Genomic DNA, 21214 nt, shown 5'->3' with positions numbered 1-21214 from the left:
AGACGGGCCGCGGCCGTCGCTCCTCCGTACGGAGCGGCGGCCGCGGTCCGTGCGGTCCGTTCAACTCGCCCCGGCGGCGGGCTCCCTGAGCTCCTCGGGCGCCGTGGACTTCTGGGCCGGGATGCCCGCGGCGAGCATGCCGGCGCCGGTCTCACCGCCGGCGGCGCCCTCATCGTCGTCCGGTTGGGAGGTGTCCTCCCCGTCGAGCGCCCTCTTGGCCCTGTCGGTGTCGAGGGCTCCCTCCCAGCGGGACACCGCGAAGACGGCGACACAGTTGCCGAGCAGGTTCGTCACGACCCGCATCGAGTCCATGATGCGGTCCACACCGAGCAGCAGCGCGACGGCGCCGGTGGGGATCGCCCCCAGGGACGAGGCGGTCGCGGACAGGGCGAGGAACGCGGAACCGGGAACGCCCGCCATGCCCTTGCTCGTCAGCATCAGCACCAGGACGACGGTGACCTGCTGGCCGAGGCTCAGGTCCACGCCCACCGCCTGGGCGATGAACAGCGTGCCGATGGACAGGTAGAGCGAGGCCCCGTCGAGGTTGAAGGAGTAGCCGGTGGGGAGCACCAGCCCCACGGCGTCGTCCCGGGCACCGGCCCGGCGCAGTTTCTGCATCACGCGCGGCATGACCGACTCGGTGGAGGCGGTACCGAGCGCCAGGAGCATCTCCTCGCGGATGTAGCGCAGGAATTTCCAGAGGCTGAGCCCTGTGACGGCCTTCAGGGCGACGGCGAGCAGCGCGAGGAACAGCGCCGCGGCCACGTAGCAGAGCACGATGAGCTTGGCGTACGTCCGTATCACGCCCAGCCCGTAGTTGCCGACCAGGTGGGCCATCGCCCCGAACACCGCGAGCGGTGCCAGCCGCATGATGAAACCGACGACCGCGAAGACGATCTCCTGCGCCTGCTCGACGGCGGGCAGGATCCTCGGCACCTTGGTGTGCCCGAGGTGCAGCAGGGCCGCGCCCACCAGGCAGGCCAGGATGAGGACTTGGAGCAGCTCGTTCTCGGCGAAGGCGCCGACGAAACTCTGCGGCAGCGCGTTCAGGACGAACTCGGTCGTCGAGGGCAGGTGACCCCCGCCGGTCGTCGCGTCCACCGCCTTGGTGTCCAGCGAGGCGGGGTCGACGTTCATGCCCTTGCCCGGTCCGACGACATTGGCCGCGACGAGACCGATGACCAGGGCTGCCGTGGAGGCGATCTCGAACCAGACGAGGGCCTTGACCCCGATCCGGCCGAACGCCTTGAGGTCTCCGGCCTTGGCGATGCCGACGACGACCACGCAGAACACCAGGGGCGAGATCACCGTCTTGATGAGCCGGGTGAAACCGTCGCCGAGCGGCTGGAGAGCCGTGGCCGTGTCCGGCCACAGCTTCCCGACGACGATTCCGAGGACCAGCGCAACGGAAACCTGCGCGAAAAGCGAGGTGCGTAGGGTGCGTGCGAGGCGGCGCGGGAAGGACGCTGCGGAGGGCGGCACGAGGCCTCCTAAGGGGGACGGGGCGCGCAGAAGCCGGAGGGGACTTCTGTGATACGGAATCCGAGTTCCGTTTACGACACTCTGGGCGCTGTCTCGATCACGCACAAGACCGCAGCGTTTCGGCCAGGTAAAAATGCCATCGCCGCCGCGCCTCACACGCCCCGCGGCTCCCTCAGCAGCGCCTGCGGTCTCCCGTGAGCACCCCCTGAACAGTGGTCAGGGTGCGGTCGTGGCAGCCGTGCGAGCCGTACAGCCGGTAGCGCTCGCTCGTGGTGCCGACCGCGTGACGCTGGTCGCGCGGCACGTTCGCCGTGTAGGTCGCGTCGCCCGTGACGGTGTCGTCGAGCGTCGACCACGCGACGCGCCGCCCGCCGTGCGTCCTGACGACCGTGGCGCGGTCGCCCAGGGTCAGCACGGTGCGCAGCCGGTCGCCCGCGCCGAGGGTGGTCGTGCCGTCCATGGTGTAGGTGCGGTGGGTGCGCGTGGCGCGTCCGTCGACGGTCACCGACTCGGCGTCGGTCCACGTGGCGTCGAGTGCGTCGGTCGTCTCACCGTCGGTCCAGCGGTGCGTGGAGGCGTGGGCCAGCGAGCGGCTGACCGTCGTCCTGACACGGCCGTGCGAGGTGTCGACGTAGCCGCCCACGGTCAGCCGGTGGGCGCCCTCGGTCGCGACGCTGTGCTCGGAACCGGGCGTGTAGGCGGACGAGTTCGTGAGGCCGTCCGCCCTGTGCTCGGTGAGCTTCCCGGTGACCCGCTCGCTTCGCTCGTCCTGCCAGACGAGGACGTTCACCGGCGCGCTCCAGCCGCTCTGCCCCTCGGGCACGCCGGCGACCGTGACCTCGACGCGGTGCGGACGGCCGTCGTTGAGGATCCCGGCGAAGGGCGTGAGGTCATAGGTGACCGGCTTGACGTCGAAGGCGCGCGGACCCGGGATCACGTACCAGAGGAAGGGGTTGGACCAGCCCCCGGTCCACACCGTCGGGAACGGGGCGGCGATGCCCGCGAGCCGCCCGTCGACGCTGATCCGCACCTCCCGGTAGGGGCCCTGCCCGGCCTTGCAGGAGTACGGCGCCGGTTCGGGGACCGTCAGGTACCAGTACTCCTCGCAGCCGCCGCCGGAGCCGGTCGCGTAGACCTCGGCGAGGACGCGCTCACTGTTGCGCGGGGTGGTGAGGGCCGAGTCGCCGTCGAGGGTGAGGACCCGGTCGGGAGTCGTCCCATCGGGGCGGCCCGGATGGAACGTCAGCGTGACCTCGACGTCGAACACGCCCGTGTAGGTGTCGTCGACGACGTTGCCGATGAGCATCTCGACGTCCCCGGCCGCGCGGAAGGTGCCGCTGTAGCGCGTGACGTCCTTCTCCACGGACCACTCGATGCCGTCCGGGGAGGGCTGCGGAGTCGATGTCCGCAAGACCTCCACCCCGCCGACGTGGAGGTGGCCCAGCCGGTCGTACTGGCGCCCCTTGACCTTGCCGTCCAGCCGGAGCACCACCTTGCTCCAGCGGTCGCCACAGCCGGCCGGCGGGGTGTACGTGCCGCGGTACGGGGTGAAGTCGCGGAACCGCGCCCGCACGAGGGTGACTTCGCAGGACTTCCCGGCGGGCCTCTCGACGGGCGGCGCGGCCATGACCGGGTCGTGCCAGTCGGTGCCGAACTCGGCGGGTGCGCCGGCCGCCGGGGCCGGGGCGGCCGACGCCCCGGCGGGACCGGTACCGAGGAGGGTGCCCGCCAGGAGGGTCGCTCCGGCGAGCATGGACATGACGATCCGTCTCTTCATGGCGGTGTTCTACGGGCAGTCGGCCACCCGCGCAATGAGGACTAAGCCGCCAGGTCGGCCCGGTCCCCCATCACCACCACGGGACGCTGTCGCGGGTCGAGCGTGCGCAGCAGGTACCTCATCGCCTGCTCGGGCAGGCTGACGCAGGCCGACGTGCCGCTGCCGTGGTCCATGTGCAGCCAGATCCCGCCACCCTTCTTCCGACCCTCGGGGCGGGTCTGGTCGTTCGGCGGGGTGCCCTTGACGCGGTTGTAGTCGATGGCGATGACGTAGTCGAAGTCGTGCCAGTAGGACTTGGACCACCAGCGCGGTGCCGCGAAGGCCGCGGAGTGGGTGTACGGGAGCCGGGAGCCCGGGTCCGGCAGCACGCCGCCCGCGTCGCTGAGGGTGAACACGCCCACGGGGCTGCGATCGTCGTCCTCGTGGTGGTCGGTGGTCCAGCCCTTCTTGCCGTTGTGGCCGGCCCAGCCGCGCTCACGCTGCCAGGTCGAGCCGTGCTTGGTGTAGAGCACGACCGTGGAGGCGGCGGAGTCCTTCCCGTCGCCGTAGACCGCGACGACCTGGCGGGAGCCGGACGGGATCCGCCGCTGGAGCCGCTCGCCGACGCCGGGAACGCGCGTCGGGGCGGCCTTGGCCGCGGGGGTGTGGGCCGCCCGGCCCGCGGCATCCGTGCCCCCGGTGCCCTTCGTACCGCCGCAGGCGGACAGAGCCGTCAAGAAAGAGGCGAGGACCGCCGCCGCGGCCACCGCTCGTCGTACGCCACCACTGTGCATCGCTCCATGGTCGCACCGGGTTCGCGACGACGGTGGGTGAGGTCCGGACGGCCGGCCCGTCGCCGGGCGAGTGCGGAGGCCCGGGCAGCCGGCCGTCGCCGGGCGAGTGCGCGCGGCTCACTGTCGGCCGCCGGTCGCTTCCGTGCGGCCATCGGCCGATTCCGCACGCCTGTCGGCCGATTCCGAGCGACGGCCGGCCGGTTCCGCAACGCGCGACGGCCGAATCCGCACGACGGTCGGCCGGTTCCGTACGGCGGAGGGAAAACCGTTTGCCTCCGGCCCCGTCGCGCCGCGAACCTGTCACGGTTTGCTGCCTCCGTCGGCGGGCGCCCTCGCCTCCCCCGCCGACCCGCCTCCCCATCCGTTCGCCCCCTGACACGAGCCACTGGGACGTCATGCAGATTCAAGATCTTCCCTACCCCGACCCAGGCGTGCCGGACGCGCGTTCGGGACCCCGATTCCTGTGGTGGCTCTTCCGGAATCAGCTGGGCGGCCAACTCAAGTCGCTGGCCTGGGGGCTGCTGCACTTCGCCTCCGTCGCCGCGCTGCCCTTCTGTGTCGGCGTCGCCGTCCAGGCCGTCGTCGACCGCTCCGGCTCCCGACTCGCCCTGGCGGGCGGGCTGCTGGCGCTGGCCTGCGTCGGAAACGCGGTCGGCGACACCTTCCTGCACCGCACCGCCATCACCAACTGGATCACGGCCGCCGCCCGCGTGCAGCAACTCCTCGCCCGCAAGGCCGCCCAGCTGGGCTCGGCACTGACCCGGCGCGTCGCGGCCGGTGAAGTGGTGGCGGTCTCGACGGGCGACGTCGAGAAGATCGGCTGGTTCGTCGAGGCACTGTCCCGGTTCACCGCGGCCCTGGTCACCATCGTGCTGGTCTGCGCCGGCCTGCTCGTCTACCAGCCGGCACTCGGTGTGGTCGTCGCCGTGGGGCTGCCCGCGCTGGCGCTCGCCGTGCTGCCGCTGCTCCCCCGCGCCACCCGGCGCGCCGACACCCAGCGGGAGAAGGCCGGACGCGCCACCGAACTCGCCTCGGACACCGTCGCCGGCCTGCGCGTGCTGCGCGGCATCGGCGGCGAGCAGCTGTTCCTCGACCGCTACCGCGGCGCCTCCCAGGAGGTCCGCCACGCGGCCGTGCGCAGCGCCCGGATGTGGTCCCTGATCTCCGCGATCCAGGTCCTGCTGCCGGGGCTGCTGCTCATCGCCGTCGTCTGGCACGGCGTGCGGCTGGCGCGGGAGGGCCGGATCGCCGTCGGGGAACTGGTCACCGTCTACAGCTCGGTCATGATCCTCACCTACCCGCTGCGGCACTTCGAGGAGATCGCCATGGCGTACTCCTTCTCCCGGCCCTCCGCCAAGCGGGCCGCGGGAGTGCTGTCCCTTCAGCGGGCCACGGACACCGCCGGGTCGCGCGCCGCCGACGTCCCCTCCGGTGACCTCTACGACCCGCAGACGGGACTGCTCGCGCCTGCCGGTCGGCTCACCGCCGTGGTGTGCGGCGACCCGGACGCGGCGGGCCTGCTGGCCGAGCGGCTGGGCGGGCACGCGTCCCAGGAGGGCACCTCGGTGCTGCTCGGCGGGGTGCCGCTCGACGAACTCCCGCTGGACAGCGCCCGCACGGCCGTCCTCGTCCAGGACAAGGACCCGGTGCTCCTGTCCGGCACGCTGCGCGAACTGCTCGACGTGCCCGCGTCGGGTGACGTCCCACCGCGGGCGGCGCTGGCGGCAGCGCAGTGCGACGACGTGCTGGCGGCGCTGGTGCAGGGCTCGCTGGAGGCGGCCGATCCGATGGACGCGCGGATCACCGAGCGCGGCCGGTCCCTGTCCGGCGGTCAGCGCCAGCGGCTCGCACTGGCCCGGTCGCTGGTGACCGACCCCGAGGCGCTCGTCCTGGACGAGCCGACCTCGGCCGTCGACTCCCACACCGAGGCACGGATCGCGCAGGGCGTGCGGGAGTTGCGCGCGGGACGCACGACCGTGGTGTTCACCTCCTCGCCGCTGCTGCTGGACCGCGCCGACCGGGTGGTGTTCCTGCACGAGGGCGAGGCCGTGGCCGTGGGCGCCCACCGCGAGCTGGTGCGGAGCGAGCCCCGCTACCGGGCGGTGGTCACCCGCGAGACGGACGGCGAGGCTGCGCCGAACGGTTCCGTCGCCCTGAAGGACGTCCTCCAGGAACTGCAAGAGATCGAGGAGAAGGCATGATCGGCGTAGCGCCACCGGCGTACGACCCGGCGGCCCCGACCACGGCGAGCACCCTGCCGGTCGGCGCCCCCGAGACCGTCCGCGCCTACGTGGCCGAACTGCTGCGGCGGCACCGGCGGGCGTTCCTGCTGCTGATCGCCGTCAACACCGCCGCCGTGATCGCTTCGATGGCCGGCCCCTGGCTGCTCGGCGGGCTCGTGGAGCGGGTCTCGGACGGGGCGCGTGACCTGCGCCTGGAGTTCACGGCCGGGCTCTTCGTGGCCGCGCTGGCCGTGCAGGCGGTGTTCGTCCGTCAGGTGCGGCTGCGCGGCGCCATGCTGGGCGAGCGGATGCTGGCCGACCTGCGCGAGGACTTCCTCGTCCGGTCGGTCGGGCTGCCGCCCGGGGTGCTGGAGCGGGCCGGGACCGGCGATCTGCTGTCCCGGATCACGACCGACATCGACCGCCTGGGCAACGCCATGCGCGAGGCGGTGCCGCAGCTGTCGATCGGCGTGGTGTGGGTGATCCTGCTGATGGGCGGGCTGGTGATCACGGCGCCGCCGCTGGCGCTCGCCGTGCTGCTCGCCCTGCCGCTGCTGATCGTCGGCTGCCGCTGGTACTTCCGGCGGGCCGCCTCGGCCTACCGTTCCGAGGCCGCCGGGTACGCCGCCGTGGCCGCCGCGCTCGCCGAGACCGTGGACGCCGGGCGCACCGTCGAGGCCCACCGCCTGGGCGAGCGCCGCGTCGCGCTGTCGGAGCGCCGGATCCGGGAGTGGACGGCCTGGGAGCGGTACACGCTCTGGCTGCGGTCGGTGCTCTTCCCGGTCATCAACGTCACCCACGTGTCCGTGCTCGCCTCGGTCCTGATGATCGGCGGCGTGTTCGCCCTGCACGGGTGGATCGACGTCGGACAGCTGACGACCGGCGCGCTGATCGCCCAGATGCTGGTCGACCCGGTGGGCATGATCCTGCGCTGGTACGACGAGCTCCAGGTGGCCCAGGTGTCGCTGGCCCGGCTGGTCGGGGTCCGGGACATCGAGCCGGACGCCGGTGATCCGTCGGTGGCCCCCGAGGGACGCCACGTGCACGCCGACCGGGTGCACTTCGGTTACCTGGAGGGCGTGGACGTGCTGCGCAAGGTGTCCCTGGAGGTCTCCCCCGGCACCCGGCTGGCCCTGGTCGGCCCCTCGGGTGCGGGCAAGTCCACGCTGGGCCGGCTGCTCGCCGGGATCTACGCGCCCCGGGACGGCCGCATCACCCTGGGCGACGCCGAGCTGTCCCGGATGCCCGCCGAGCGCGTCCGCTCCCATGTGGCCCTGGTCAACCAGGAGCACCACGTCTTCGTGGGGTCCCTGCGCGACAATCTCCGGCTCGCGCGGACCGGTGCCCTCGACGCCGAGCTGTGGGCCGCGCTGGGCGCGGTCGACGCCGACGGCTGGGCCCGGGCGCTGGAGGAGGGCCTGGACACCGAGGTCGGCTCGGGCGGTCTGGCGCTCACCCCGGCCCAGGCGCAGCAGATCGCCCTGGCCCGCCTGGTGCTGGCGGACCCGCACACGCTGGTCCTGGACGAGGCGACGTCGCTGCTCGACCCGCGCGCCGCCCGCAACCTGGAACGGTCCCTGGCCCGGGTCCTCGACGGCCGGACCGTCGTCGCCATCGCGCACCGGCTGCACACCGCCCACGACGCGGACGTCATCGCCGTCGTCGAGAACGGCCGCATCAGCGAGCTCGGCAGTCACGACGAGCTGGTCGCGGCGGACGGGGCGTACGCGGCGCTGTGGAGGTCGTGGCACGGCTGAGGGCGGAGCGGGGCGGGCCCGGGGGCCGCGCGGTCCTTGGCGTTGCGCGGTTCTTGGCGTTGCGCGGTCCCGAGCCGGGGTGAAGGCTGGAATCAGGCACCGGCTCGGGGACGTCCGGGAACCAGCGGTTCGGGCGACGCCAGTGCTCCGCGGCGGCGGCCCGGCGCGGGCTCCGTGAGAAGGGCCCGCCCCCACCCCCTGGAGGTACCCGTGAACAGCTCCGACGGCTGGGGAGACGACGTCTACCAGCCGGACCAGGACGAGCAGAGGGAGGACACGGGGCTGCTCGACGCCGAGGACACCCTGGAGTACGACGGCGTCGACGATCCCCTGGACCGGGGCTGGTCCCCGCCCGAGCGGCCCTGGGCCGTCGAGCACCTCGGCGTGACGGCGGCCGAGCGGCAGCGGGGCGAGACGCTGGACCAGCGGCTCTCCGAGGAGCTGCCGGACGCCGCCGCCCCCGACGGTGACGGTCTCGGGGACTGCGCGGGGACCGACGGGGAACTCCTGGACAACGAGGTCGGTGCCGCGCGCTCCGGCCGGCTCGTGGCACCCGACGAGGGCGCCCACGAGGACGAGGAGGAGGCGCTGGTCGCCACGGACGTGGGCATCGACGGCGCCGCCGCGTCGGCCGAGGAGGCCGCCGTGCACATCGTCGACGAGGACACCCTGTACGGCTGATCGCAGCACCGGCCCGAGTCGTTCGAGGAGCATCCATGCAGCAGGACAAGCACCCCGACTACCACCCCGTCGTCTTCCGCGACCGCGCCGCCGGGTACGCGTTCCTCACCCGGTCCACCGCGGCCAGTGATCAGACCATCGAATGGGACGACGGGGAGACCTACCCGGTCGTGGACGTGGAGATCTCCTCGGAGAGCCACCCCTTCTACACGGGCAAGGCCCGGACGGTGGACTCGGAGGGCCGGGTCGCCGCGTTCGAGCGGCGCTACGGCGGCGGCTGAGGCCGGCGAGGGGCGCGAGGCTAGATGACGTTGAGCGCCGCCGCGCAGCCCACCCCGCCGAGCAGCATGAACACCGGCATCAGCACCTTGAGCTCGACCCAGCTGCCGGCCCGGAACCGCATGACCTTCGGCGGCCCGACCGGATACCAGCGCTTGCGCCCGACGGGGATCGGCCACAGGATCGGGCAGCCGGACACGGTGAGCGCGTCCCCGATGTCGTGCACGATCGCGCCGAGCACCACGGGCAGCCCCAGCCACAGGTACTCCTGGCCCGGCGCCGTGAACAGCCAGTCCGCGCCGTTGCCCGGCTTGTCCAGGACGCCCGCGAGGATCCACGCGGTGGTCGCGGCGAGCAGCCAGACGAGCACGTCGGCGCTGGAACCCCGGGTCGCGCGCCACAGCAGGCCCTCGATGGCGAGCACCAGATGCACGAAGAGGATCGCCAGCACGCCCCAGCGGTCACTGGTGATCGCCACGACCGAGGTGCCCGCTCCGATCAGGACCGCCCACAGCCAGGTGTGCGTGAGGGTGCGGTGACCGCCGGAGCGGCGCGGGTCGCCCTGCTTCTTCGTGGCCTTGTAGACGGCGTAGGACAGCTTGTCGACGACTTCGCACAGCCAGCGTGACAGCGGTCCGAAGGCCCGGGAGATGGTGGCGGCCTTGTGATCGAGGTCCGGGGCGAGGGCGGCTCCGGCGCAGATCAGGGCCCCGGCGAGGAGGACGGGCCAGGGCATCGGGTGCCCGGCCGCCGCGGCGGCCGCGCCGACGCCGAGCCAGGCGGCGGCTCCCGACAGTGAGTGTGCTGGTCCCATCATGGCCGCTGCCCGCCCCATTCCTCGTCCGCCGCTGTCCAGTTGACCGGGCGTGCTGACGTCCCGTCGGCGCCCCAGCGTAGCGCCGGTGATCTTCGGGCCCGCAGCCGATTCCCGCATCGGGCACCGGGCCAGGCAAGATGGGGGCGTGACCCTCATCGATCAGCTGCCGCGGACCGCCGACCCCGACGCCTTGTACGAAGCCTTCGAGTCGTGGGCCGGTGAGCGGGGGCTCACCCTCTACTCCCACCAGGAGGAGGCGCTGATCGAGGTGGTCTCCGGTGCGAACGTGATCGTGTCGACGCCCACCGGCTCCGGCAAGAGCATGATCGCGGCGGGCGCGCACTTCGCGGCTCTCGCCCGTGACGAGGTCACCTTCTACACCGCCCCGATCAAGGCGCTGGTGTCGGAGAAGTTCTTCGAGCTGTGCAAGATCTTCGGGACCGAGAACGTCGGCATGCTCACCGGCGACGCCTCCGTCAACGCGGACGCTCCCGTCATCTGCTGCACCGCCGAGGTGCTGGCGTCGATCGCGTTGCGCGACGGCAGGAACGCGGACGTCGGCCAGGTCGTGATGGACGAGTTCCACTTCTACGCCGAGGGCGACCGCGGCTGGGCCTGGCAGATCCCGATCCTGGAGCTGCCGCAGGCGCAGTTCGTGCTGATGTCGGCGACCCTCGGCGACGTGTCCTTCTTCGAGAAGGATCTCGCCCGCCGCACCGGTCGCCCCACCGCGGTGGTCCGCTCGGCGACCCGCCCCGTGCCGCTGTCCTACGAGTACCGCTACACCCCGCTCACCGAGACCCTCACCGATCTGCTCTCCGCCCGGCAGGCCCCCGTCTACATCGTGCACTTCACGCAGGCGCAGGCCGTGGAGCGGGCGCAGGCGCTGATGAGCATCAACATGTGCTCGAAGGAGGAGAAGGAGCAGATCGCCGACCTGATCGGCAACTTCCGCTTCACCACCAAGTTCGGCCGCAACCTCTCCCGTTACGTCCGGCACGGCATCGGTGTGCACCACGCCGGCATGCTGCCCAAGTACCGCCGCCTGGTCGAGAAGCTCGCCCAGGCCGGTCTGCTGAAGGTCATCTGCGGCACCGACACACTCGGTGTGGGCGTCAACGTCCCCATCCGCACAGTGCTGTTCACGGCCCTCACCAAGTACGACGGCACCCGCGTCCGCACGCTGCGCGCCCGGGAGTTCCACCAGATCGCGGGCCGGGCCGGGCGTGCCGGGTACGACACGGAGGGCTTCGTCGTCGCGCAGGCGCCCGAGCACGTCGTGGAGAACGAGAAGGCCCTCGCCAAGGCCGGCGACGATCCGAAGAAGCGCCGCAAGGTCGTCCGCAAGAAGGCACCGGAGGGCTTCGTCGCCTGGTCGGAGCAGACCTTCGAGAAGCTCATCGGCTCCGAGCCGGAGCCGCTGACCTCTCGGTTCCGGGTGACGCACACCATGCTGCTGTCGGTGATCGCCCGACCCGGCAACGCGTTCGAGGCGATGCGCCGGCTGCTGGAGGACAACCACGAGCCGCGCAAGCAGCAGTTGCGGCACATCCGTCGGGCCATCGCGATCTACCGTTCGCTGCTGGACGGCGGCATCGTCGAGAAGCTCGACCAGCCGGACGCCGAGGGCCGCGTCGTCCGCCTCACGGTCGACCTCCAGCAGGACTTCGCCCTCAACCAGCCGCTGTCCACGTTCGCCCTCGCCGCGTTCGAGCTGCTCGACCCCGAGTCGCCGTCGTACGCGCTCGACATGGTGTCCGTCGTGGAGTCCACGCTCGACGACCCGCGGCAGATCCTCGCCGCCCAGCAGAACAAGGCGCGTGGCGAGGCCGTGGCCCAGATGAAGGCGGACGGCGTCGAGTACGAGGAGCGCATGGAGCGCCTCCAGGACATCACGTACCCGAAACCCCTGGAGGAGCTGCTCTTCCACGCGTACAACACGTACCGCAAGAGCCACCCCTGGGTCGGCGACCATCCGCTGTCGCCCAAGTCGGTCATCCGTGACATGTACGAACGGGCGATGTCCTTCACCGAGTTGGTGTCCCACTACGAGCTGGCCCGCACCGAGGGCATCGTGCTGCGCTACCTCGCCAGCGCCTTCAAGGCCCTCGACCACACCGTCCCCGACGACCTCAAGTCCGAGGACCTCCAGGACCTGATCGCCTGGCTGGGCGAGATGGTGCGCCAGGTCGACTCCAGCCTGCTGGACGAGTGGGAGCAGCTGGCCAACCCGGCGGAGATGACCGCCGAGGAGGCCCAGGAGAAGGCCGACGAGGTCAAGCCGGTCACCGCCAACGCGCGCGCCTTCCGGGTCCTGGTCCGCAACGCCATGTTCCGCCGTGTCGAACTCGCCGCGCTCGACCAGGTCGGGGTACTGGGCGAGATGGACGCCGAGTCCGGCTGGGACGCCGACGCGTGGGGCGAGGCCATGGACAAGTACTGGGACGAGTACGAGGATCTTGGCACCGGCCCCGACGCCCGCGGCCCCAAGCTGCTGCTCATCGAGGAGGAGCCGGAGAACGCCCTGTGGCGGGTCCGGCAGATCTTCCACGACCCGAACGGCGACCACGACTGGGGCATCAGCGCGGAGGTCGACCTCACGGCCTCGGACGCGGAGGGCCGCGCGGTCGTCCGCGTGACCGACGTCGGCCAGCTGTGACGGGCCGGGCAGCAGCGAGCACAGGAGAATCCCACCCATGACGACGAACCCTGCCGAGAGACTTGTCGACCTGCTCGACCTGGAGCAGATCGAGGTCGACATCTTCCGCGGCCGCAGCCCGCAGGAGTCCCTCCAGCGGGTCTTCGGCGGCCAGGTGGCGGGGCAGGCCCTGGTCGCCGCGGGCCGCACCACGGAGGGCGACCGCCCGGTGCACTCGCTGCACGCGTACTTCCTGCGCCCGGGCCGGCCGGGCGTGCCGATCGTCTACCAGGTCGAGCATGTGCGCGACGGGCGGTCGTTCACCACCCGACGGGTGACGGCCGTGCAGCAGGGCCGCACGATCTTCAACCTCACCGCGTCCTTCCACAAGCCGGAGGAGGGCAGCTTCGAGCACCAGCTGCCGCCGGCCCGCGAGGTCCCGGATCCGGAGTCCCTGCCCACGGTCACCGACGAGATCCGGCAGCACCTGGGCACACTGCCCGAGCAGCTGGAGCGGATGGCCCGCCGCCAGCCGTTCGACATCCGCTATGTGGACCGGCTGCGCTGGAGCACCGCCGAGGTCGAGGACGCCGAGCCGCGCAGCGCGGTGTGGATGCGCGCGGTCGGGCCCCTCGGCGACGACCCGCTCGTGCACACCTGCGCCCTCACCTACGCCAGTGACATGACGCTCCTGGACGCCGTCCGCATCCCCGTCGAGCCGCTGTGGGGCCCGCGCGGCTTCGACATGGCGTCGCTGGACCACGCCATGTGGTTCCACCGCCCGTTCCGCGCGGACGACTGGCTGCTCTACGACCAGGAGTCGCCGATCGCGGTCGGCGGCCGTGGCCTGGCCCGGGGCCGGATCTACGACCGTGAGGGCCGTCTGGTCGTGTCCGTGGTGCAGGAGGGGCTCTTCCGCAAGCTCGGCTGACCTGGCTCCTGGCCCGTCCGGGGCCCGCGCGGCGGGGTTCCGATCGCGTCCCCGACCGGATCCGGCGACCATGGCAGGAGCAGGCACAGCCGACGTCACACGCCCTCCGCTCCGGGAGGTGGCCACGCTGCACACCGTGCTCCCCGTCGTGTTCGCCATCTGCGCGGCCTTCAGCAATGCCGTCGCGACCGTGCTGCAACGCAAGGCGGCGCTCACCGTGCCCGCGTCCCAAGGGCTGCGGGCCGGGCTGATCGTCGACCTGCTGCGCCGGCCCGTGTGGCTGGCCGGCATCCTCGCGGTGATCGGCGCCGCCGTCTGCCAGGCGCTGGCGCTGGCCACCGGGCCTTTGACGATCGTGCAGCCGCTGTTCGTGCTGGAGCTGCCGCTCACCCTGATCGTCGCGTCCCTGCTCATGCACCGGCACCTGCCGGGCAGGGGCTGGCTGGCCGTGACGGTGGTGGTGGCCGGTCTGGCGATCGCGCTCGCCGCCGCCTCCCCCGCCGGCAACCGCACCCATGTGGCGCTGGACCGCTGGATTCCCGCGCTCGCCGTGTGCGCGGGGGCCGTCGTCGCCCTGGCTTTCGCGGCGCTGCGGCGCCCGGAGGGCCGGGCCCGGGCGGCCTGCCTGGGTGCCGCGACGGCGATCAGCTACGCGGTGACCGCCGCGCTGATGAAGGCCGCCACCCACATCCTCGACGAGCAGGGCCTCGTCGGTTTCCTCACCGCCTGGCAGACCTATGCCTTCGCCGCGACCGGCGTGTGCGCGCTGTTCCTGCTGGAGAACGCCATGCAGGCCGGCCCGCTGGTCGCCTCGCAGCCCGCGCTCACCCTGGGTGACGCGCTGGTGAGCCTGGCCCTCGGCATCACCCTGTACGAGGAGACCGTCCGCGCCGGGTGGTGGCTGCTGCCCCAGCTGTTCGGTGTCGCGCTGATCGCCGCGGGAGTGCTCGCGCTGGCACGGATTCCGCTCACGCAGTCGCTGGTGGCCCCGGACGAGGAGCATGAGACCGCGGCGGCACCCTGACCGAAGGTGGTCCAGCATGGGACGCCTCGGCGAGCGGGCGGTGATCGTCACCGGCGGCGCCGGAGGCATCGGGAGCACCCTGGCACGCTCCCTCGCGGCCGAGGGCGCCTCCGTGGTGATCGCCGACGTCCGGGACGCCGAGGGGACGGACCTCGCCGCTGCTCTCGGCGGCCGGGCCGGCTTCCGGCACGGCCGGCCTCGGCGACGCGTGCACCCACGGGGCAGCCCATCCCCCGCTTCGGAAAGCCCGGGGAAGTCGCCCGCAGGGTGCTGTTCATCGTCACCGACGACCTTCTCCACGGGCTGCGCGTTCATCGTGGACGGCGGCCTCCTGCCGGGGCACCGGCCGTCCTGGACCCCGGCGGCGATGACCGAATCGCCGGTGACCGCATCGCCGGGGTGCCCGCCCGGGCACCGGCCGATCCGGGCCGCCGCCGACCGACCGGTGGCCGACCGGCGGGACCCGGCTGGACAGGAGCCGGCCGACGGGAGCGGGTCGTGCCGGTGGGTCACCGGTCCGGCTGGCACCGCGGGCACCACACCGTGCCCCGACCGCCCATCCGGGACCTGCGCAGCCCGCTGCCGCACCGCGGGCACCTCGGGTCCGGGCCGTCCCGGTGACCGGTGAGCCAGGAGTCACGCGGCGGCACGCAACCGGCGGCGACGGACCGGCGCAGGGTGCGGCGCATCTCGCTGTACAGACGCCGGCGTTCCTCCTGCGTGAGATCAGCTGCCCCGTGGGCAGGTCGCAGCCGGGCCCGCCACAGGATCTCGTCGGCGAGCAGGTTGCCCAGCCCGGCGAGGACGGACTGGTCGGTGAGGACCGTCTTGAGGCGCCCCCGGTGCGACGAGAGCGCCTCGTCGAACCCGGCCCGGTCCACCGCCAGCGCGTCCGGCCCCTGCGAGTCGAGCAGCCGCTCCACATCGGACTCGTCGTGGGCCAGCCAGAGCCCCTGGAGTTTGCGCTGGTCACGAAAGCGCAGCTGACGGCCCCCGCCCAGGGTGAACAGGACCCGGTCGTACGCGTGGACGGGATCATCGGCCTGCCCGCAGACCAGCCGCCCGGTCATGCCGAAGTGCAGTACGAGGGTCGGGCCGCCGGTGCGGGCGAGCAGCCACTTGCCGTGCCGCTCCGGCGAACCGAACCGCCGCCCCTCCAAGGCGTCCCGCAGCCGCCGGGCGTCGACGCCGTGCAGGACACCCGCGTCCCGCACGTCGACGCGCCGGATGACGCGGCCCTTCGCGCAGGACTCCAGCACCTGCCGGTAGCCCTCGACGTCGGGGAGCTCGGGCATGTGCGGCGCGTCAGGTTTCCTGGAGGACGGACAGCACGTTCCCCGCCGGGTCGGTGAACCACGCGATCAGCGGGCCGCCGCCCCGGAAGATGCCCTTGTCGTCCGTCTCCAGGTGGTCGTAGCGCTCGAACCGCACGCCTCGTCCGCCCAGCTCGTCGACCGCGGCCTCGATGTCGTCGACCGGGAAGTTGAGGATGGTGAACGTCGCGGGGGTGTGATCCGGTTTGGGGTAGACCAGGGTGTCCCGGTCGCCCGCGAGGTGCAGGATCAGCATCCCGTTCTCCTCCGACACACGCAGACCGAGTGTGTCGCCGTAGAACGCCCTGGCCGCGTCGATGTCGTCCACCGAGAACCCGCTGAACGCCTTCGTCGTACCGAACATGATCGCCTCCTCGGGCCAGTCTCCTCGGAGGTGGGACCCCGGCGCATCCGGAAACTCATCGGTCGGCTCCTCGCCCGGCGGTGACGCGGTGCCGCGGGGTCACCCGGCCGGCCGCCTGCCTCTGCGGAGGAGTCTGCTCAGCAGGCCGGGGGGAGGTGTGGGGTCCGGGGACGCGAGTGTTTCCGCGGCCGGTGCCCGGAACGGCCCGGGCGGCTCCGGTGCCGATGGGTGTGTCAGGGGTGCCTCTGCCGGAGGGAGGTGCCTTCGGGCGGTCGCCACCGTGTGGGCCAGGTCCGCTCGGAACCAGGCCACCTCGTCCGGCTCGCTCGCGGTCATCAGCGTCTCGGCCAGCTCGGCTGCCGGCGAACCGGGGGTGCCGTGCGCCGGGAGCCGCGGACGGCAGCGGTCCAGTTGGGCTCGCTCGTGCCGGTCGGGGACGACGTCCGCCACGTCGGCGGGGTCGAGGAGACAGGCGACGGCCGCGGCGCGTGCCCAGGGGTCGTCGCCCGCCTGCCGCAACAGGAATCCGATGTGCCGCCCCCGCCAGTTGCGGGGGCGTCGGTCCATCTTGGCCTTCAGCCCCTCCCGGACCTCCGCGGGTGTGCGGCGGCCCGTCAGCAGCCGGGCGTTGCTCGGCTCGGCCGCGAACTGCCGCAGTTCCTCGGCGAGATACAGCCAGACGACCGTGCGATAGCGGTTCAGGTAAAAGGTCACCGGGATCAGCAGGCCGAAGCGTGCGAGGCTCGTGAACCTGGTGGGCGTCACCCCCATGAGCCGGGCGCCCTCCGTGGTGCCGACGGTCGCGACGCGTTCGCGCAGGGCGCCCGGGAAGCCGTCCGCGGAGCGCACCCGGTCGATCTCGGCCCGGGGAACGCGCCGGCCTCCGCCTCCTTCGTCGGGGACGGTCCGGATCAACCCCAGGTTCACCGCGAGCTCGAACTCGCTTCGTTTGAGGTCCAGTTCGCGGGCGGCCCGGCTCGGGGCGCAGGTGAGGTGGTGGGGCGTCGTGCTGATGCGTGCCATGGTCGGTCTCCCCCGTGGAGTCGGCGGCTCACGCCGTGTGCGGTCGCCGTGGAAAAACCGTAGCCGCTGCGGCGCATCTCGTGGCGAGCCTGTGGATAACTCCGGAGGGAGGACAGACGTGCAGGTCAGAGGTCTGCGATCGGTTTTTGTTCCGGCTGGCGGGCGTCCACGTCGAGGTGCTCGCCGACCCGGTTGACCAGCAGTGTCATCTCGTAGGCGATCTGGCCGATGTCGGCCTCGGCGCCGCTGAGGACGCACAGACAGCTGCCGGTTCCGGCGGCGGTGACGAAGAGCACCGCGTCGTCGAACTCGATCATCGTCTGGCGTACGTTGCCCGCGCCGAAGTGCCGTCCGGAGCCTTTGGCCAGGCTGTGCAAACCGGACGACACGGCCGCGAGGTGTTCGGCGTCCTCGCGGCGCAGTCCGGTGCTCGCGCCGGTCACCAGGCCGTCGTTGGACAGGACCAGTGCGTGACGCACCTCGTGGACACGCTCGGTCAGGTCGTCCAGCAGCCAGTCGAGTCCCTGGTTCTGCGCCATGTCCGTTCTCCCCGTTTTCTCCCCGTGCGATTCTCCTCCTGGCCGGAGGATCTCCATGCCAGCCTTCACCACGACCGCTGCCGGGGCAAGGAGGATGGGAGCCATGGCAGAGAAGATGACCGACGCGCAATGGCGGGAGTTCGTCTCCCACGGCACACGCACCGCGAAGCTCTCCACCGTCCGGGCCGACGGCAGCCCGCACGTGACTCCGATCTGGTTCCTGCTGGACGGCGACGAGGTGGTGTTCAACACCGGTCAGGACAGCGTGAAGGGGCGCAACATCGTCCGGGACGGCCGGGTCGCCCTGTGCGTGGACGACGACCGGCCGCCGTACTCCTTCGTGGTGTTGCGGGGCCGTGCCCGCGTCGTCGAGGACCTCGACGAGGTGCGGCACTGGGCCACCCGGATCGGCGCCCGGTACATGGGTGAGGAACGCGCCGAGGAGTTCGGCGCGCGCAACGGCGTGCCCGGCGAACTCCTCGTCCGGGTCACGGTCGACAGGGTGCTGGCGGAGCGAGGCGTCGCGCACTGACCGCGGGACACCCGCCCCCGGTCAGCCGACCGAGTCGAGCAGCCGGGCGGTGTGCATCCGCCCGGCGTACTCGACGAGCCGGATCAGCACCTCTTTCCCCGAGTCGCGGTCACGGGCGTCGCACAGCACCACGGGCGTTCCCTTGTCGAGGTCGAGGGCGCGCGAGACGTCCGGGACGCCGTGCCGCCGGGCGCCCGCGAAGCAGTTGACGGCCACGACGAACGGAATGCGCCGGTGCTCGAAGTAGTCGACCGCCGGGAAGCAGTCCTCCAGGCGTCGGGTGTCCGCGAGGACCACCGCGCCGAGCGCCCCTTGCGACAACTCGTCCCACAGGAACCAGAACCGGTCCTGGCCGGGCGTGCCGAACAGGTACAGCGAGAGACCGGACCGGATGGTGATGCGGCCGAAGTCCATGGCGACCGTCGTGGTGGTCTTGTGGTCCACGCCGTCGGTGTCGTCCACCGACTGCCCCGCTTCGCTGAGCAGTTCCTCGGTGCGCAGCGGCCGGATCTCACTGACGGCGCCGACCAGGGTGGTCTTGCCCACCCCGAACCCGCCGGCGACCAGGATCTTCAACGCCAGCGCGGCGGTCTCGCCGCCCGGGTCGTCGGAGTGCTCGGAGACCATTGATCACTTCTCTCAGGAGTGCCGGGTGTCGTGGGTAACGCGCGGGGGGTGTGGGTGATGTCGGGGACGGTCACGTGGTGCGAGCGGGGCGTGGGAGCTACAGCGCCCTCAGCCCCTCGATCACCTCGCGCAGGATGCGCTCGTCGGGCAACTGCGCCGGTGGTACGGGGCGGCTGACGGTGACGGAGCCGAGTTCCATGAGGTCGCCCAGGAGGACTCTGACCACGCCGACGGGCAGGTCCGCGCCGGCGGCGAGTTCGGCGACCGACTGGGTCTCCGTACGGCACAGGTCGAGGAGGTTGCGGTGTTCCGGGCCGAGCGGGGCGTCGTCGGCGCCGGGTGCGCCCGGATCCAGCGTGACCAGGGCGATCAGGTCGAACCGGACGCCCGTGGGGCCGGGCCGGGTGCGTCCGCCCGTCATGGCGTAGGGGCGGACCAGCGGGCCGGCCTCGTGGTCGTACCACTGGCTGCCCTGTTCGAGCGGGGTGTCCGTCATGTCCTCGGTCATCTGCGCGGGCCGTTCTCCTGGTTCATCCGGCGGCGGGTGGCCGGGCGGCGGCACGGGGCGCGGTGCCGAGGTGCTCGCCGACACGCTTGACCAGGCGTGCCATCTCGTAGGCCACGAGGCCGATGTCGGCGGTGACGGCGGTGAGGAGGGCTAGGCAGGATCCGTCACCCGCGGCGGCCACGAACAGGAACCCCTCGTCCATCTCCACCATGGTCTGGCGGACCCCGCCGGCGCCGAAGTGCCGTCCCGCCCCCTTGGCGAGGCTGTGGAAGCCCGAGGCGACCGCGGCCAGGTGCTCGGCGTCCTCACGGCGCAGGCCGGTCGAGGCGCCCACGGCGAGACCGTCGTTGGACAGCACCACGGCGTGCCGTATGTCGCTCACGCGGAGCACCAGGTCGTCCAGCAGCCAGTCGAGTTCGCCGGAGCGCCGGGCGGAGTGTGTGGTCGGGTCCTGGATCATGCGGGGTCTCCTTCGCTGCTGTCGCTGCCCGTGGCGGGGTGGTGCGTGAGGGCGCGGCCGGGTCGCCTGCCGCCGCCGCGCGCCCAGCCGTCGCGGTAGGCCGCCATGCGGTCCCGTACGAGTTCGGGGGTGCGTTCGTCGTCCTGGGAGGCGGGCGTCGGCGGTCGCTCCTCGGGGCGCCCGTCGCGCAGTTGGGGGGCGAGGCTGGCCTGTCGTACGCGGCGCGGGAGGTCGTCGGAGTCGTCGGGCTGCGGCGGGCGGTGCAGTCGCAAGGTGGCGACTCCTGGTGGTGGGGTCTGGCTCGGGGTCTCCAGATGACGCGGGCCCTCCGTGTGACGCGACAGGTCCGCGAGGCACGACGAGTCCTCGATACCGGATGAGTCCTCGTGACGGGACGGGTCTTCGTGCCACGACGGGTCCTCGTGACGCGGAGGGGCTTGGTGACCCGACCGGTCCGCGTCACGCGAGAAGTGCTCATCGCGCGAGGGGCCCGCGTGAGGCACGCGCTCGTTCTGCGTGGCGACCGGTACGGGAGCCACGAGGGCACGCCGGTCACTCTGGGCGGGGACGGCGTCCTGGAGCCGGGTGGACTCGGGCACGCGCGCGTAGGCGCGTTCCTCGGACGGCCGCACGGGTTCCACCGCTTCGGGGGAGCGCTCCGCCATCCCCGTCTGGAGCAGGGCCGTCGGCAGCAGGACGACCGCGGTGGTGCCGCCGTACGGTGAGGTCCTCAGGTGGACCTTGACGTCGTGCCGGGCGGCCAGTCTGCTGACCACGAACAGGCCGAGCCGGTCGCTGTCGAACAGGTCGAGCGCCTCGGAGTGCGCGATACGGCGGTTGGCCTCGGCGAGGGTTTCCTTGCCCATGCCGAGGCCGCGGTCCTCGACCTCGACGGCGTAGCCGTTGCCGACGGGTTCACCGGTGACGCGTACGCGCGTGTGGGGTGGCGAGAACTGGGCGGCGTTCTCGATGATCTCGGCCAGCAGATGGGTGAGGTCGGCGACGGCCGAGCCGACGACGGCTGCCTCGGGGAGCCGGCGGACCTCCACGCGCGCGTAGTCCTCCACTTCGGAGACGGCCGCGCGGACCACGTCGGTCAGGGAGACGGGCATGCGCCAGGCCCGCCCGGGGGCGGCTCCGGAGAGGATGATCAGGCTCTCCGCGTGGCGTCGCATGCGGGTGGTGAGGTGGTCGAGGCGGAACAGGTCGCTCAGTTCGTTCGGGTCGTCGGAGCGGCGTTCCATGCTGTCGAGGAGGGCCAGTTGCCGGTGCACGAGGATCTGGCTGCGGCGGGCCAGGTTGACGAAGACGCCGGAGATGCCGCTGGCGAGCTCGGCGCGTTCGACGGCGGCCCGCAGCGCGGCGCGGTGCACGGTGGTGAGGGCCTCGGCGACCTGCCCTGTCTCGTCCTCCGCGGGCGTTCCCGCAGGCGCCTCGACCCGGATGTCGATCTCCTCGCCCGCACGC

At 72.4% G+C, this 21214-nt stretch carries 21 protein-coding genes; 9 read left to right on the top strand and 12 right to left on the bottom strand.

From position 1 onward, the window contains the following. Positions 1-60: 60 nt before the first annotated feature. The 3 genes from AB0I06_RS22395 to AB0I06_RS22385 form a co-directional block, all read right to left on the bottom strand. Positions 61-1482, bottom strand: a complete 1422-nt coding sequence (locus tag AB0I06_RS22395) for a cation:dicarboxylase symporter family transporter (RefSeq protein WP_363120589.1) — start codon at positions 1480-1482, stop codon at positions 61-63. 172 nt (positions 1483-1654) lie between these two features. Further along, positions 1655-3259: a peptide-N4-asparagine amidase gene (locus tag AB0I06_RS22390; RefSeq protein WP_363120588.1), complete on the bottom strand. Its 1605-nt coding sequence runs from the start codon at positions 3257-3259 to the stop codon at positions 1655-1657. A 41-nt stretch (positions 3260-3300) separates the two neighbouring features. Then, complete coding sequence (locus AB0I06_RS22385) at positions 3301-4032, bottom strand: L,D-transpeptidase family protein (protein ID WP_363120587.1); 732 nt, start codon at positions 4030-4032, stop codon at positions 3301-3303. 395 nt (positions 4033-4427) lie between these two features. Between AB0I06_RS22385 and AB0I06_RS22380 the strand changes: the two genes are divergently transcribed. From AB0I06_RS22380 to AB0I06_RS22365, 4 genes are all read left to right on the top strand, one after another. Further along, positions 4428-6233 (top strand): ABC transporter ATP-binding protein, encoded by a 1806-nt coding sequence (locus AB0I06_RS22380; RefSeq protein WP_363120586.1) that lies wholly within the window; start codon positions 4428-4430, stop codon positions 6231-6233. Continuing rightward, positions 6230-8011 (top strand): ABC transporter ATP-binding protein, encoded by a 1782-nt coding sequence (locus AB0I06_RS22375; protein WP_363120584.1) that lies wholly within the window; start codon positions 6230-6232, stop codon positions 8009-8011. Before AB0I06_RS22380 ends, AB0I06_RS22375 begins: the two co-directional genes overlap by 4 nt. Positions 8012-8221: 210 nt before the next feature. After that, positions 8222-8692: a DUF5709 domain-containing protein gene (locus tag AB0I06_RS22370; protein ID WP_363120583.1), complete on the top strand. Its 471-nt coding sequence runs from the start codon at positions 8222-8224 to the stop codon at positions 8690-8692. A 35-nt stretch (positions 8693-8727) separates the two neighbouring features. Further along, the gene (locus tag AB0I06_RS22365; RefSeq protein WP_363120582.1) at positions 8728-8973 is read left to right on the top strand and encodes a type B 50S ribosomal protein L31; all 246 of its coding nucleotides are present in this window, start codon (positions 8728-8730) and stop codon (positions 8971-8973) included. 20 nt (positions 8974-8993) lie between these two features. Here the strand turns inward: AB0I06_RS22365 and AB0I06_RS22360 are convergent, their stop codons facing one another. Further along, positions 8994-9788: a metal-dependent hydrolase gene (locus AB0I06_RS22360; RefSeq protein ID WP_363120581.1), complete on the bottom strand. Its 795-nt coding sequence runs from the start codon at positions 9786-9788 to the stop codon at positions 8994-8996. A gap of 145 nt (positions 9789-9933) precedes the next feature. On the opposite strand from AB0I06_RS22360, the gene AB0I06_RS22355 reads away from it, so the two are divergent. From AB0I06_RS22355 to AB0I06_RS22340, 4 genes are all read left to right on the top strand, one after another. After that, positions 9934-12447, top strand: a complete 2514-nt coding sequence (locus tag AB0I06_RS22355; RefSeq protein WP_363120580.1) for a DUF3516 domain-containing protein — start codon at positions 9934-9936, stop codon at positions 12445-12447. 37 nt (positions 12448-12484) lie between these two features. Beyond that, positions 12485-13357 carry an acyl-CoA thioesterase II gene (locus AB0I06_RS22350; protein WP_363120579.1) on the top strand — a complete coding sequence of 291 codons (873 nt, stop codon included), beginning with the start codon at positions 12485-12487 and terminating at the stop codon, positions 13355-13357. A 127-nt stretch (positions 13358-13484) separates the two neighbouring features. Then, entirely contained in the window at positions 13485-14381 is an 897-nt protein-coding gene (locus AB0I06_RS22345; protein ID WP_363120668.1) for a DMT family transporter, read from the top strand. Then, positions 14359-15009: an SDR family NAD(P)-dependent oxidoreductase gene (locus tag AB0I06_RS22340; protein WP_363120578.1), complete on the top strand. Its 651-nt coding sequence runs from the start codon at positions 14359-14361 to the stop codon at positions 15007-15009. Before AB0I06_RS22345 ends, AB0I06_RS22340 begins: the two co-directional genes overlap by 23 nt. Here the strand turns inward: AB0I06_RS22340 and AB0I06_RS22335 are convergent. The 4 genes from AB0I06_RS22335 to AB0I06_RS22320 all read right to left on the bottom strand — a co-directional run bounded on the left by AB0I06_RS22335 (position 14891) and on the right by AB0I06_RS22320 (position 17620). After that, positions 14891-15676: a DNA-formamidopyrimidine glycosylase family protein gene (locus tag AB0I06_RS22335; RefSeq protein WP_363120577.1), complete on the bottom strand. Its 786-nt coding sequence runs from the start codon at positions 15674-15676 to the stop codon at positions 14891-14893. The two genes, AB0I06_RS22340 and AB0I06_RS22335, sit on opposite strands and share 119 nt — an antisense overlap. A gap of 10 nt (positions 15677-15686) precedes the next feature. Then, positions 15687-16058 (bottom strand): VOC family protein, encoded by a 372-nt coding sequence (locus AB0I06_RS22330; RefSeq protein WP_363120576.1) that lies wholly within the window; start codon positions 16056-16058, stop codon positions 15687-15689. A gap of 99 nt (positions 16059-16157) precedes the next feature. Then, positions 16158-17081: a DUF6397 family protein gene (locus tag AB0I06_RS22325; protein ID WP_363120575.1), complete on the bottom strand. Its 924-nt coding sequence runs from the start codon at positions 17079-17081 to the stop codon at positions 16158-16160. A 125-nt stretch (positions 17082-17206) separates the two neighbouring features. Then, positions 17207-17620, bottom strand: coding sequence for a roadblock/LC7 domain-containing protein (locus tag AB0I06_RS22320; RefSeq protein ID WP_363120574.1), 414 nt, complete (start codon positions 17618-17620; stop codon positions 17207-17209). Positions 17621-17723: 103 nt separating this feature from the next. Between AB0I06_RS22320 and AB0I06_RS22315 the strand changes: the two genes are divergently transcribed. After that, a complete protein-coding gene (locus tag AB0I06_RS22315; protein ID WP_363120573.1) occupies positions 17724-18152 on the top strand; it encodes a PPOX class F420-dependent oxidoreductase in 429 nt (142 codons plus the stop codon). 21 nt (positions 18153-18173) lie between these two features. Here the strand turns inward: AB0I06_RS22315 and AB0I06_RS22310 are convergent, their stop codons facing one another. From AB0I06_RS22310 to AB0I06_RS22295, 4 genes are all read right to left on the bottom strand, one after another. Continuing rightward, positions 18174-18779 (bottom strand): ATP/GTP-binding protein, encoded by a 606-nt coding sequence (locus AB0I06_RS22310; protein WP_363120572.1) that lies wholly within the window; start codon positions 18777-18779, stop codon positions 18174-18176. A gap of 97 nt (positions 18780-18876) precedes the next feature. Next, positions 18877-19287 carry a DUF742 domain-containing protein gene (locus AB0I06_RS22305; RefSeq protein ID WP_363120571.1) on the bottom strand — a complete coding sequence of 137 codons (411 nt, stop codon included), beginning with the start codon at positions 19285-19287 and terminating at the stop codon, positions 18877-18879. A gap of 22 nt (positions 19288-19309) precedes the next feature. Beyond that, positions 19310-19747: a roadblock/LC7 domain-containing protein gene (locus AB0I06_RS22300; protein ID WP_363120570.1), complete on the bottom strand. Its 438-nt coding sequence runs from the start codon at positions 19745-19747 to the stop codon at positions 19310-19312. Beyond that, complete coding sequence (locus AB0I06_RS22295) at positions 19744-20859, bottom strand: ATP-binding protein (protein WP_363120667.1); 1116 nt, start codon at positions 20857-20859, stop codon at positions 19744-19746. Before AB0I06_RS22295 ends, AB0I06_RS22300 begins: the two co-directional genes overlap by 4 nt. Positions 20860-21214 lie beyond the last annotated feature (355 nt).

The sequence above is a fragment of the Streptomyces sp. NPDC050674 genome, assembly GCF_040654575.1.
Classification (GTDB): Bacteria; Actinomycetota; Actinomycetes; order Streptomycetales; family Streptomycetaceae; genus Streptomyces.
Note: the sequence above shows the minus strand (reverse complement) of the source record. Positions and strands in the feature narration are given on the sequence as shown.

Coding starts and splice junctions, on each gene's coding strand:
- AB0I06_RS22365 (WP_363120582.1), top strand. CDS start 8,728: ATGCAGCAGGACAAGCACCCCGACTACCACCCCGTCGTCTTCCGCGAC.
- AB0I06_RS22375 (WP_363120584.1), top strand. CDS start 6,230: ATGATCGGCGTAGCGCCACCGGCGTACGACCCGGCGGCCCCGACCACG.
- AB0I06_RS22380 (WP_363120586.1), top strand. CDS start 4,428: ATGCAGATTCAAGATCTTCCCTACCCCGACCCAGGCGTGCCGGACGCG.
- AB0I06_RS22350 (WP_363120579.1), top strand. CDS start 12,485: ATGACGACGAACCCTGCCGAGAGACTTGTCGACCTGCTCGACCTGGAG.
- AB0I06_RS22340 (WP_363120578.1), top strand. CDS start 14,359: ATGAGACCGCGGCGGCACCCTGACCGAAGGTGGTCCAGCATGGGACGC.
- AB0I06_RS22315 (WP_363120573.1), top strand. CDS start 17,724: ATGGCAGAGAAGATGACCGACGCGCAATGGCGGGAGTTCGTCTCCCAC.
- AB0I06_RS22390 (WP_363120588.1), bottom strand. CDS start 3,259: ATGAAGAGACGGATCGTCATGTCCATGCTCGCCGGAGCGACCCTCCTG.
- AB0I06_RS22335 (WP_363120577.1), bottom strand. CDS start 15,676: ATGCCCGAGCTCCCCGACGTCGAGGGCTACCGGCAGGTGCTGGAGTCC.
- AB0I06_RS22325 (WP_363120575.1), bottom strand. CDS start 17,081: ATGGCACGCATCAGCACGACGCCCCACCACCTCACCTGCGCCCCGAGC.
- AB0I06_RS22320 (WP_363120574.1), bottom strand. CDS start 17,620: ATGGCGCAGAACCAGGGACTCGACTGGCTGCTGGACGACCTGACCGAG.
- AB0I06_RS22295 (WP_363120667.1), bottom strand. CDS start 20,859: ATGCCCGTCTCCCTGACCGACGTGGTCCGCGCGGCCGTCTCCGAAGTG.
- AB0I06_RS22300 (WP_363120570.1), bottom strand. CDS start 19,747: ATGATCCAGGACCCGACCACACACTCCGCCCGGCGCTCCGGCGAACTC.
- AB0I06_RS22360 (WP_363120581.1), bottom strand. CDS start 9,788: ATGATGGGACCAGCACACTCACTGTCGGGAGCCGCCGCCTGGCTCGGC.
- AB0I06_RS22310 (WP_363120572.1), bottom strand. CDS start 18,779: ATGGTCTCCGAGCACTCCGACGACCCGGGCGGCGAGACCGCCGCGCTG.
- AB0I06_RS22305 (WP_363120571.1), bottom strand. CDS start 19,287: ATGACCGAGGACATGACGGACACCCCGCTCGAACAGGGCAGCCAGTGG.
- AB0I06_RS22330 (WP_363120576.1), bottom strand. CDS start 16,058: ATGTTCGGTACGACGAAGGCGTTCAGCGGGTTCTCGGTGGACGACATC.
- AB0I06_RS22385 (WP_363120587.1), bottom strand. CDS start 4,032: ATGCACAGTGGTGGCGTACGACGAGCGGTGGCCGCGGCGGCGGTCCTC.